Source organism: Salegentibacter maritimus, from assembly GCF_016236975.1.
Taxonomy (GTDB): Bacteria; Bacteroidota; Bacteroidia; order Flavobacteriales; family Flavobacteriaceae; genus Salegentibacter; species Salegentibacter maritimus.
Genome location: NZ_JAEHNY010000007.1, coordinates 77,635 through 89,318, shown reverse-complemented (window position 1 = coordinate 89,318; position 11,684 = coordinate 77,635). Strand labels below are relative to the sequence as shown.

General features: G+C 37.9%; 9 protein-coding genes. 4 read left to right on the top strand and 5 right to left on the bottom strand.

What is annotated here, in order from left to right:
- Positions 1–60: 60 nt before the first annotated feature.
- Positions 61–1,209: an MFS transporter gene (locus I6U50_RS09135; RefSeq protein WP_198638620.1), complete on the top strand. Its 1,149-nt coding sequence runs from the start codon at positions 61–63 to the stop codon at positions 1,207–1,209.
- Between the two features lie 18 nt (positions 1,210–1,227).
- Here the strand turns inward: I6U50_RS09135 and I6U50_RS09130 are convergent, their stop codons facing one another.
- The 3 genes from I6U50_RS09130 to I6U50_RS09120 all read right to left on the bottom strand — a co-directional run bounded on the left by I6U50_RS09130 (position 1,228) and on the right by I6U50_RS09120 (position 5,226).
- Positions 1,228–1,821, bottom strand: coding sequence for a hypothetical protein (locus tag I6U50_RS09130; RefSeq protein WP_198638619.1), 594 nt, complete (start codon positions 1,819–1,821; stop codon positions 1,228–1,230).
- 169 nt (positions 1,822–1,990) lie between these two features.
- Positions 1,991–4,540 (bottom strand): ABC transporter permease, encoded by a 2,550-nt coding sequence (locus I6U50_RS09125; RefSeq protein ID WP_232805909.1) that lies wholly within the window; start codon positions 4,538–4,540, stop codon positions 1,991–1,993.
- A complete protein-coding gene (locus I6U50_RS09120) occupies positions 4,540–5,226 on the bottom strand; it encodes an ABC transporter ATP-binding protein (protein ID WP_198628143.1) in 687 nt (228 codons plus the stop codon). Before I6U50_RS09120 ends, I6U50_RS09125 begins: the two co-directional genes overlap by 1 nt.
- A 72-nt stretch (positions 5,227–5,298) precedes the next feature.
- Here I6U50_RS09120 and I6U50_RS09115 point away from each other — a divergent pair, with 72 nt between their 5' ends.
- Entirely contained in the window at positions 5,299–5,997 is a 699-nt protein-coding gene (locus I6U50_RS09115) for an arylesterase (protein WP_193711779.1), read from the top strand.
- 11 nt (positions 5,998–6,008) lie between these two features.
- Here the strand turns inward: I6U50_RS09115 and I6U50_RS09110 are convergent, their stop codons facing one another.
- Together I6U50_RS09110 and I6U50_RS09105 are read right to left on the bottom strand one after the other, a co-directional pair.
- Positions 6,009–6,428, bottom strand: coding sequence for a hypothetical protein (locus tag I6U50_RS09110; protein ID WP_193711778.1), 420 nt, complete (start codon positions 6,426–6,428; stop codon positions 6,009–6,011).
- Complete coding sequence (locus tag I6U50_RS09105; RefSeq protein ID WP_193711777.1) at positions 6,429–6,980, bottom strand: hypothetical protein; 552 nt, start codon at positions 6,978–6,980, stop codon at positions 6,429–6,431.
- 216 nt (positions 6,981–7,196) lie between these two features.
- Here I6U50_RS09105 and dinB point away from each other — a divergent pair, with 216 nt between their 5' ends.
- Complete coding sequence (gene dinB / locus I6U50_RS09100) at positions 7,197–8,414, top strand: DNA polymerase IV (protein WP_193711881.1); 1,218 nt, start codon at positions 7,197–7,199, stop codon at positions 8,412–8,414.
- Complete coding sequence (locus I6U50_RS09095) at positions 8,414–11,386, top strand: DNA polymerase III subunit alpha (RefSeq protein WP_232805908.1); 2,973 nt, start codon at positions 8,414–8,416, stop codon at positions 11,384–11,386. Before dinB ends, I6U50_RS09095 begins: the two co-directional genes overlap by 1 nt.
- Positions 11,387–11,684 lie beyond the last annotated feature (298 nt).

Below are 11,684 nucleotides of genomic sequence, written 5' to 3'. Positions count from 1 at the left end.
GTTTTATTTCTTTTGCTGAAATATAATATCCGACAATTTTTATATCTGAAAATTTTAAAAATGAAAGTCGAAATTCAACAACGAATTGCTTTAAGTACCTATTTTTTCTTATCTGGGTTCTGTTTTTCTACCTGGGCCTCCCGAATTCCTACTATTAAAATGGCTTTCGACCTTAACGAAGCAGAATTAGGAAACTTACTAATGGTGATGCCCATTAGCTCTCTTATTGGGCTTCCGGTTTCAGGATGGCTGGTGTCGCGTTTTGAAAGTAGATATCCCTTAATGGTATCCTATATTTTTTTGGCCATTTCGCTTGTTCTTATTGGGTTGGCTCATAAACTTGTTCTGCTTATCGCGGGGATCTTTTTCTTCGCTTTTTCAATGAGGATTTTTAATATTGCCATCAATACTCAATCTATCACCTTACAAAAATCTTTTAAAAGAAAAATTATAGGTTCTTTTCATGGGCTTTGGAGTAGTGGCGGACTTTTAGGAGTTGCGCTTTCTACTTTACTGGTGAAATTGGAGGTTCCTATTTATAAACATTTACCTGCTGTAGCTATTTTTACGCTTCTTCTTGCTTTTGCAGCTTTCTCATTTTTACTGAAAAAAGATAGGTCTAGCCAGGGAAATAAACTCCGACTTGGAAAACCGGATAAGCCTACCATGTATCTTGGCTTTATAGTTTTTCTTGCCGCAATTACCGAAGGTGGAATGTTTGATTGGAGCGGTGTTTACTTTAAAGAAGTGGTAAAAGAAGATGTGTTTACCCTTGGTTATTTAATATTTATGGTTTTTATGGCTCTTTCCCGTTTTTTTTCTGATAGGATTGTGGAAAAAATAGGAATGAAAAAGAATTATTTAATAAGTGCCAGCCTGGTCTGCCTGGGGGTTTTGCTTATGGTAGTATTTCCTTATTTTTGGCCCGCAATAATCGGATTTTGTTTAGTTGGTATAGGAGTTGCCTCAGTAATCCCCATGACCTTTCTCCTGGCCGGCACCTCTAAAAAATATTCGCCGGGAATGGCTATTTCTATTATTAGTACGTATGCTATTGTGGGAATGCTTTTAGGCCCACCACTTGTGGGTTATTTGGCACATATTTTTAACTTAAAAATATCTTTTATCCTATTCTTTACTTCAGCATTAATGCTTATTCCTATTTCGCGGCTCTTTTTTAAATATAAAGAGGCGAATATTCAGGAATAAGTTTTTCAATAGAAATGTTTAATTTTTATCTGCCGGGGTAATCATAATATGAGCGCGGTGGGTTCCTGGGTCCATAAGCCATGGCATTCCGGGAGTGTGTGGCTTATCTGGTAGCCCTGTCTCTTCTGTGGTAGCATAAGGCATATAAATTACATAGCGTAATTTTGCATCTTTAAGTTCCCCGGTTTCGCGATTTAAATTCGCCTCCTTTCCGGTAAGTATATAAGTCATACTTGGCGCATCGGGCATTTTTAGTTTGCCGCTCTCTACTTCTTTTTGTCGTATAGCACGACGCTCCATCATATCTTTTCCTTCAGCCTTTAATTCTCTACCGCGAGACATAAACGGCTCAAGTTTTTTATTATAACAACTTACTGAAATACCATTCATGCCAGGGTCGTCTGCAATGCAAACCAGGTTGTTGCTTCCTTCTTTTAGTAAAACTACTTTTCCTTCTTTATCATATCCGTAAACAGTAATATTAGCCCTATCTTCTTCGGGCGCAGCCAAACCTGCCATTTTTATTTGAATTTCTTTAGAAAGATATTTTTCCTGGGCTATTCCCTGAAAACCGAAAGCCAGACCTAGTAGGGCAAAAAGTAGATTCTTCATAGTAAACAGATTTTAATTTATATTTTTTATGGTGTTATGCCGAATTTTTTTCAGCGTCTAAGGTGTAAAATATTCACTTGTAGACTATTTATAATTCCCTTCTTTATATTCCATTCAGCTAAAGATATAAATTTTACTCGATAATTTTAATGTAATGCTTCCAGGTAGCTTAGGTTACTTCTTTTCTTAAAACTTCTAAAGGTGGTTTTCTAATTACGCTCAAACTATTACTTAAACCAATAATTAATACCAATAAAACAATTCCCGGAAATAAGACTAAAAATGGAAATAACGACGGCGTAAATGCTGATTCAAAGACCAACCACGCCAGTAGCTGACTGCCAAGTAGCGACAAGAGTACTCCGGAAAGCCCCCCAAGCACGCCCAAATAAATATATTCTAAAGCATTAATATTCAGGATTTGTTTGCTTTTTGAACCTAGCGTACGCAACAGCACACTTTCCCGAATACGCTGATATTTACTGGTCCTTATCGCACCCAAAAGCACAATAACACCTGTGAGAATACTAAAAAATGCCATAAAATTAATGATCCATGAAATTCTGCCTAAAATATCTTCTATAACACTTAGCACCTGCCGAAGATCTATAATGGAAACATTGGGGAACTTTTTAACCAATTCCTGCTGTAATTGAGCCGATTCTTCTTCTCCGGGGACTTTGGTGGTTAGCACGTGAAATTGTGGGGCATCTTCTAATACACCTTCGGGAAATACCAGGGAGAAATTCAATTGCATTCGTGACCAGTCAACTGTTCTAACGCTTCCTACAACCGTATTTAGCAAAACACCCTGCACATTAAAGACCAGCTCATCTCCAACGCCAACTTTAGCATCTTCGGCAAAATTATTGCTTATGGAAATCGGCACAGGATTAATATCACCTGCTTCTGTCGTCCATTTTCCACTTTCAATACTTTCAGAAGTAATTAGAGAATCACGGTAGGTAACGCGGAATTCGTGGTTTAAAACCCATCTGTTAATTTGAGAACTAGTGTCTTTCCTTATCTCATTAACCGGTTTCCCTGCGATGTTCTGTACACGCATAGTCACAATAGGAATATTGTTTAAAACCGGTAATTCCTGAGCCTTTATTGTTTGGGCTACTGCTTCCTGCTGATCACTTTGTACATCTAAAAGAATCATATTAGGACTGTTGGCCTGGGATTCTATAGAAGCCTGGGCCAGTAAAAGATCTTTAGTAAAATATAAGGTACTTATTAAAAAAGTACCTACTCCAATGGCCAGTACGAGGGTTAGGGTTTGGTTTTGGGGTCTAAAGAGGTTTAGCAAACTTTGTCTTGCTACAAACCCCCATTTATGTGGGAAATATTTGCGTAGTGCTTGCATAAATAAGTAAGCTACCCCGGCAAGTATAGAAAAGGTGATTAAAATACCACCTACAAAACTCAGGGAATATTTCCAGTCTTCTAATAACCAAAGCGAAAACAAAAAGATGAATAAAAAGATGCCTAAAGAAACAAGGATAATTGCCCTACGCGATTTTTTGGTCTCCTCTTTTACCACACGTAATGCCTGTAAGGGCGAGATATAAAGCGTCCCGATTAAAGGGTAAAGAGCAAATAAAACCGACATAAAGACGCCAAGTAAAATCCCCATGATAATCACCGGAAAAGAAAAGTTAATCGCTACATCTATTGGAAGTAATCCTTCTAAAAGCCAAGGGAATAATTGCTGGAGTACAAGGCCTAGTATTGTTCCTAAAACCCCACCAATGAAGCCTATAAAAGCTACTTGTAAAAGATAAATTAGAAAAGTTTGCTTTTTACTGGCTCCCAAACATTTTAAGACGGCTACAGCGCGTAATTTTTCTTTTATATAAATATGTATAGCGCTTGCAATTCCTACACACCCCAGTAGCAATGCTATAAAAGCCACCAGGTTAAGGAATTTTCCAAAGTTTGCGTATCGTCTTCCCAGCCTGTCACTTGTTGAGGTATGTGTATCTAAATCGGCGTCCTGGGCATCGAGCATGGGGTCCAGGGTTTCATCCAATTTTTCCATATCGGTAGTGGGAGGCGCTGTAAAATAGAATTCATAATCTATACGGCTACCGGTTTGTACCAGGCCCGATGCTTCAATAAATTTATAGGGAATAAGCACCGGTGGCGCTACCGAGCTAAAAATAGCCGCACTTCCGGGTACTTTATTTAAAGCCCCGGCAATAGGTAGAGTTATTTTACCAATCTTTATACTATCGCCCGGTTTTATGCCTAATTGAAGCATTACGGTAGCATCAACCAAAGCAGCTTCTTTTTCCTGATAAGTTTTTGCGGCATCTACGGGCCGGGTTTCCAGTTCGCCATAAAAAGGAAAACCGCCTTCAATGCCTCTAACCTGCATTAATTTTGTGGCTTCGCTTTGCGGAAAAGCGGCCATAGAAGCAAATTTGATCTCACGGGCTTTGGGGCCTCCCAGAGAATCCATAATTTGTATAACTCGTTCATTGGGTAGTTTATCGCTATCTATTTTATAATCGGCACCCATTAGCGCTTTAGACTGTAGGGCGATATTGTCTTTTAAGTTTTCACCAAAAGATTGAATTGAAACTACCGCAGCGATTCCCAGGACGATAGAAGCCATAAAAAGAGATAACTTTCTGGCACTGGCTTTACCATCGCGCCAAGCCATTTTTATGAGCCAGGGAAAACCCGGTTTATAAGTTTTGTTGTTGCTCATTACACGTGTTTTTCCCGGTTTTCAATAATTCTGCCTCCTTTAAGTCTAATAATATGCTGGGTTTTCTCTGCCAGCTCAAGATCGTGGGTAACTATAATTAGCGTAGTTCCTGCTTCCTTGTTGAGGTCAAAAAGTAATTGCTCTACTTTTTCACCTGTTTCAGCATCAAGGTTTCCGGTAGGTTCATCTGCAAATAAAATAGAAGGTCGGGTAGAAAAAGCGCGTGCCAAAGCCACTCTTTGTTGTTCTCCGCCCGAGAGTTGGGAGGGATAGTGGTGTATGCGATCGCCCAGACCTACTTTTCTCAATAACTCCTTTCCTGTTTTAGAAGCATTTTTGTTGCCTTGCAGTTCTAGTGGCACGGCCACATTCTCTAATGCCGTAAGCGTAGGAAGTAATTGAAAATCCTGAAATACAAATCCAATATGTTGGTTGCGCAAAAGCGCTCTTTTATCTTCACCCAGGGTGCTAAGTTCGCTTCCGCATAAATTAATAGAACCGGCATCGGGACTGTCTAAGCCGGCACAAAGCCCAAGAAGGGTGGTTTTGCCGCTTCCAGAAGGTCCAACAATAGCAAAGGTTTTTTGTTCTTCAACTTCAAAGTTGATATCCTGTAATACTTTTAGTTTTTTAGATCCGCTGGAATAGCTTTTCTCCAGGTTGCGAACGTTTAATATCTTTGCCATCTTAGAACTTATTATTGTCTTTTTTGAATTAAGGCAAAATAAGGAAATCATTTGATTATAAAGACTGTTGCTATGAGAAAATTGGTTCGTTACTACTTGATTTTATCGGTATTTATTCTGTCTTCATGCGGAGAAAATACCGATAAAAAATCAGGTGAAAATACTGCTGAAGAAGTTCAAACTGAAACTGAAGTTCAGACAAGTGAAAAAAACGTGATTCTTTTCTTTGGAAACAGCCTAACAGCAGGAATGGGTTTAGAGCCTTCTGAGGCTTTTCCGGCCCTTATTCAAAACAGGTTGGATTCGCTGGATTATGATTTTGAGGTGATAAACGCAGGATTAAGTGGGGAAACTACTGCTAGTGGGAAAAACAGGATCAATTGGGTTTTAAATCAGGATGTAGATGTTTTTGTTTTAGAACTTGGAGCCAATGATGGTTTACGCGGAATTCCTTTAGAAGAAACCCGTAAGAATCTTCAGGATATTATAAACACCGTAAAAGAGAAAAATCCTGATACTAAAATTGTGTTGGCCGGAATGCAAATTCCTCCAAATATGGGAGAAGAGTATACTTCAGAATTTAGAAACATTTTCCCCGAACTGGCCCAAAAAAACAATGTAGCACTTATTCCGTTTCTTCTTGAAGGGGTGGCCGGAGACCCAAAGTTAAACCAGCAAGATGGGATTCACCCAACGGCTGAAGGTTATAAGGTTGTGGCTAAAAATGTGTGGAGCGTTTTGGAGAAAGTAATTAAGAAAAAACAAGTTTAGATATTAAATTTTTATTGTTGTTTTTTATTCCTGCGCCAGGGTAGCTTCTCACTTCTTGAAACCACTGCCAGGCTTAAAGAAACCAATACAGAAATAGATGCGGTAGTGCCCAATGCACCTCCATATCCTTTAAAAAACGGACTTGCATTTAAATAGATTATTGAAAAAATAAAACCAGAAAATCCTACCAATAAATAACTGGGCAGTATTTTAGAAGAAACCATTCCTATAAAAGTGGCGCCAATAAAAACAATAGGGATATTTTTAGTTAAATACGGACTGAAAATTTCAGGAAAGAAATAGAAAAATAACCCCACAAGTAGTGATAATCCTGCTGAAGCTCTTACTGCACCCTGCCTGTGTTTATTATTTACAATATATGTAAGAAGGGCAGAGATAATACCGGTGATAAAGAGAATGAGTATTTCCATCTAAAATAAGAGATATAAAATAACAGAGGTAATGGCAATACTACCAAAAGCGATGGTCCCTAATTTACCTCCCAAACCGTTAAAAATGTTTTTAGAAAGAATAAGAATACTACCCGCAATAATCCCTGCCAGTAAAATAAATTTTAGATTAGGGGCTACACTTGTAGAAGTCATTCCCACAAAAGCACCACAATAAACGGCTGCAGGAGCCTCTTTTAAGAGATTTGACTTGCGGTTTATTACTGGTATAAAAGAAGCTATGGTTCCTATAAATCCGGCGGCGATCACCGGCCCAAACTTAAGTCCGGTGTTTATAAAAAATGTACTTACAGCACCAGATACGGCAAAAATGATAAGGTAAAGGTCTTTTGTTAAATACCTTTCTTCTTCGCGTGGTGCTTTAAAATAAGCAAGACTTATTAATACCGAAATTATCCCAAGAAAAAGGAGTATCAAGGGCGCATTCATCTTATCAAAAAATATAGCAGACAAAAATGCAAACTGCATCAATATTAGAATAAAGAAAGATAATCTTCGGAATATTCTCGTCATACCTCAGACTTTAGCTTAAATTTTTAAGTTGCCAAACTTAGTAAATATGTAAGATTTAGTTTGTTAGATTTTGATAATAAAAGTGCTTTTGTTTTGATTTATTTAGAATTATAAGGGCTAAAAATTCTTTTTTAAAATTTAACGTAAGCTAGTTATTTTGAGTCTAAATATTTTATAATTTTGGAAAATATCCTATTAAAAGGAAATAATCCAAATATGAAAAATAAGTCTATTTTACATCTGGACCTTGATACATTTTTTGTTTCGGTAGAGCGTTTACAACATTCTGAACTAAAAAACAAACCTCTTATTGTTGGTGGAATGGGAGACCGTGGGGTAGTGGCCGCGTGTAGTTATGAAACCCGAAAATTTGGAGTACATTCCGGGATGGCTATGAAGGTAGCCCGACAACTTTGCCCACAGGCTACAGTAATTAAGGGGAATGCAAGTACCTATACCAAATACTCTAAAGAAGTAACGGAAATTATTAAAAGTAAAGTGCCCAGTTTTGAAAAAGCCAGCGTAGATGAATTTTATGCCGATTTAAGTGGGATGGATAAGTTTTTCGGTATTAATCAATTTGCTCACGAATTAAGACAAACTATTATAAAGGAAAGTGGACTGCCAATTTCGTTTGGGCTTTCACAAAACAAAGTGGTTTCCAAGATTGCCACGGGAGAAGCCAAACCCAATGCAGAAATTGTTATTCCGCATGGAAATGAAAAGACCTTTCTTGCACCATTAAGCGTAAATAAAATTCCCATGGTTGGTAATAAAACCTTTCAAAAACTATTGAATTTAGGGGTTAGGGAGATAAAAACCATACAGGAAATGCCGGTACAAATGCTAGAAAGTGTTCTGGGGAAAGCCGGGCGAACTATTTGGAAACGTGCTAATGGCCTTGACAATACACCTATTATTCCATATCACGAAAGGAAATCTATTTCTACCGAGCGCACTTTTGGGCGGGACACTATAGATATGGTACGCCTACATGCAACTTTGGTGGCAATGGCAGAGAGTTTGGCGTACCAATTAAGACGCGGTAATAAGCTTACCAGTTTAATAAGTGTAAAGATTAGGTATTCAGATTATCAAACACATTCCAAACAGGCAAAAATAGCTTATACCAGTGCCGACCATATTCTAATTCCTAAAGTCGAAATGCTTTTTAAACAACTCTATTCGCGTAGGTTATTGATTAGGTTAATAGGTGTGAAATTTAGCGGTCTCGCGGGTGGGAATTACCAAATTAACCTGTTTGATGATTCGGAAGAGATGTTGAATTTATATAATTCTTTAGATAAAATTAGAGAGCGCTTTGGCGAACACAGCGTGATGCGAGCGGTTACCATGGGTACAAAAACCATTGGGCGTATGGGAAATCCGTTTAACGGCGAGCCGCCAATTGTGCTGGCCCACAGAAAACAATAATGATTTATCTAAATTGCCATACCTGGTATTCGTTACGCTACGGGACTTTTTCGGTAGAAAAGCTCTGTGAGTTGGGTTGTAAATTTAAAGTTGAAGCTATAGCCCTTACCGATATCAACAATACTTCAGCCTGCCTTAATTTTATAAAAATTGCTTCAGGATATGGCATAAAGCCAATATTGGGAATAGATTTTAGAAATGCAGCCCAACAACAATATATAGGCCTTGCCAAAAACAATGAAGGTTTCAGGCAGTTAAACGAACATTTGTCGAAGCAACTTCATTCAAAAAAAGAGTTTAAACCTGAAGCCCCTAAACTGCCTGATTGTTTTATTATTTATCCTTTCGAAAAAGTAGTGGCAAACAAAAAGACAAGTTTCAGAAATAATGAGTTTATAGGTATTTCTGTAGAAAGCCTGCGGAAGCTAAAATTCTCAAAATACCTGGAATATCAAGATAAACTTGTCTTACAACAAAGTGTGAGTTTTAGAAATAAGCAAGATTATAACGCGCATAGATTGTTGCGTGCCATAGATAATAATATATTGCTTAGCCGGCTTCCCAAAAGCGAACAGGGTTCTTTTTCTCACCAAATGATGCCTTCGGAAGTTATCGCTTCAGAATTTGAAGATTTTCAGCATATTTTAGAGAACACACGAGAATTGGTGAATGCCTGCCGGGTAGATTTTAAATTCGGAAAAACCCAAAATCGAAATTTACGGGTTTCAGGAGAAAGCCTTGAAGCTGATGTGGCCAGACTAAGAGAATTATGTGATAAAAATTTACCAAAACGATATCCCGCTGCCAATGAAAAGGTCTTACAACGAATAGAAAAGGAGCTGAGTGCTATTATTAAATTAGGTTTTGTTTCTTATTTCTTAATTAACTATGACATTGTAGGTTACGCCCGGTCACAGAATTTTCCGTTTATAGGGCGGGGGAGTGGTGCCAATTCTATTATAGCCTACATTATTGGAATCACCAATGTAGATCCTATTGAGCTGGATCTTTATTTTGAACGCTTTATTAATGAAAACAGGAGTTCGCCGCCCGACTTTGATATAGATTTCTCCTGGAAAGACCGCAATGAAGTTACCCGGTTTATCTTTAAAAGATATGAATTCACAGCTCTTATGGGAACCTACGTGACCTTTAAACGTAAAGCTGTTGCTCGGGAACTGGGGAAGGTTTTTGGTTTGCCTAAAGAAAATATTGATAAACTTTCGGCAGGTTTTTTTAGTCCAGGTGAGTTAGATGAATTAGAGAAATTGGTACTTCGCTATAGTACTTTAATTGAGGGTTTTCCTAATTACTTAAGTGTGCATTCCGGTGGAATTTTAATCTTGAATGACAGTATTTATAATTATGCCGCCACTTTTTTACCACCCAAAGGTTTTGAAACCATTCAGATAGATATGAATATCGCAGAAGAAGTGGGGATTCATAAATTTGATATTCTTGCCCAACGCGGTCTCTCGAAGATTACTGATGCTATTGAAATTATAAAGGAGAATCAACCAAATGCTGAAATTGAGGATATTGAGAATGTTGATGCTTTTAAAGAAGATCCTGAAATTAATAGACTATTAAAAACCGGGGATTGTATGGGGGTTTTTTATGTTGAATCCCCTGCAATGCGTGGCTTACTTACCAAACTGCAAACCGATAATTATCTGAATCTGGTGGCTGCCAGTTCTATTATCAGGCCCGGGATTTCCAGTGGTGGTATGAAAGAAGAATATATAAAACGGCATCGCGATCCTAAACGTAGAAAACAGGGACACCCCGTAATGTTGGAAATTATGGAAGATACTTATGGGATTATGGTCTACCAGGAAGATGTGATGAAAGTAGCGCATAAATTCGCCGGACTTAGTTTTGAAGATGCCGATGTTTTGCGCCGGGGAATGAGCGGGAAGAAAACTTCTAAAGGCCAGATGCAGCGAATAGAAGCAAAATTTAGGAATAACTGCAAGCAAAAGGGCTACGATAAAAAAATTATTGATGAGGTTTGGGAACAAATCTCCTCCTTTGCCGGGTATGCATTTCCCAAGGGACATTCGGCTTCTTATGCGGTAGAAAGCTACCAAAGTTTATATTTAAAAAAGTATTTTCCGCTGGAATTTATGGTGTCTGCACTTAATAATGGCGGTGGATTTTATGATGTAGAAACTTATATCCAGGAAATTAGAAAATGCGGTGGGAGAGTGCATCCCCCTTGTATCAATAAAAGCGATCACCCCAACAGTATTTTTGGAAAAGATATTTATTTAGGATTAGGCTATATCAAAGAGTTGGAGACTAAAACCGTACAGCAAATCCTGGAGAACCGACAGTTTTTTGGTGCTTTTAAATCGTTTGATGACTTTATAGACCGGGTTTCTATTTCTATAGAACAGCTTAGTATTTTGTTAAAAATAGATGCATTTAGGTTTACAAAAACAGATAAGCATCATTTACTGTGGAAAGCTCATTTTAAGTTGAATGCTTCTAAACCGATGATTAAACAAGAAAAGTTATTTAATATTTCCCATCGGGATTTTGAGCTTCCGAAGTTTGAATATTCAGCATTAATAGAAGCTTTTGACCAGATGGAATTATTGGGTTTTCCGCTTTGTTCTCATTTTAAATTGCTTAAAAACCCTATAGAGAAATCGGTAAGGGCAAAAGATTTAAAGTATTGTGTAGGTAAAGAAATATTGATTTATGGTGCGCTAATCACTGCTAAAAAAACCGGGACTTCTAACGGGAAATATATGTATTTCGGGACTTTTTTTGATATAGAGGGCAATGTTTTTGATACGGTTCAATTTCCGACTACTGCAGAAAAATATCCATTGCGAAGCAAAGGAATTTATAAATGCTACGGCAGGGTAAATAACGATCTTGACTATATTTCTATCAGCATAAAATGGCTGCAACGACAGGACACCTTAACCGATCCCAGGTTGGTGGGGTATCAGTTTTCTTAGAGATTAACCTAAACGTCATCCTGAAATAAGTTCAGGTTGACAAATACCACCTCATGCTTTTCAGAAAGCTTTCGGGACAGGATGACTAGAATTACGTCAAGCTGAATTTATTTCAGCATCTAATGTGGATAGAACGTTTAAGAACTTCCTTTTAATGTAGACCACGAAATAAATTCGGGGTGACGTAAAAAACCAAAAATCTTTATTGGCACCGCCAAAGGGTGTAATACCCCAAGGCTTGCCTCGAAATTAAAAATTTGTGTCCAACGAATGCCTCGTGGGCTTGCCCCGAGGTAGT

Coding starts and splice junctions, on each gene's coding strand:
- I6U50_RS09135 (WP_198638620.1), top strand. CDS start 61: ATGAAAGTCGAAATTCAACAACGAATTGCTTTAAGTACCTATTTTTTC.
- I6U50_RS09130 (WP_198638619.1), bottom strand. CDS start 1,821: ATGAAGAATCTACTTTTTGCCCTACTAGGTCTGGCTTTCGGTTTTCAG.
- I6U50_RS09125 (WP_232805909.1), bottom strand. CDS start 4,540: ATGAGCAACAACAAAACTTATAAACCGGGTTTTCCCTGGCTCATAAAA.
- I6U50_RS09120 (WP_198628143.1), bottom strand. CDS start 5,226: ATGGCAAAGATATTAAACGTTCGCAACCTGGAGAAAAGCTATTCCAGC.
- I6U50_RS09115 (WP_193711779.1), top strand. CDS start 5,299: ATGAGAAAATTGGTTCGTTACTACTTGATTTTATCGGTATTTATTCTG.
- I6U50_RS09110 (WP_193711778.1), bottom strand. CDS start 6,428: ATGGAAATACTCATTCTCTTTATCACCGGTATTATCTCTGCCCTTCTT.
- I6U50_RS09105 (WP_193711777.1), bottom strand. CDS start 6,980: ATGACGAGAATATTCCGAAGATTATCTTTCTTTATTCTAATATTGATG.
- dinB (WP_193711881.1), top strand. CDS start 7,197: ATGAAAAATAAGTCTATTTTACATCTGGACCTTGATACATTTTTTGTT.
- I6U50_RS09095 (WP_232805908.1), top strand. CDS start 8,414: ATGATTTATCTAAATTGCCATACCTGGTATTCGTTACGCTACGGGACT.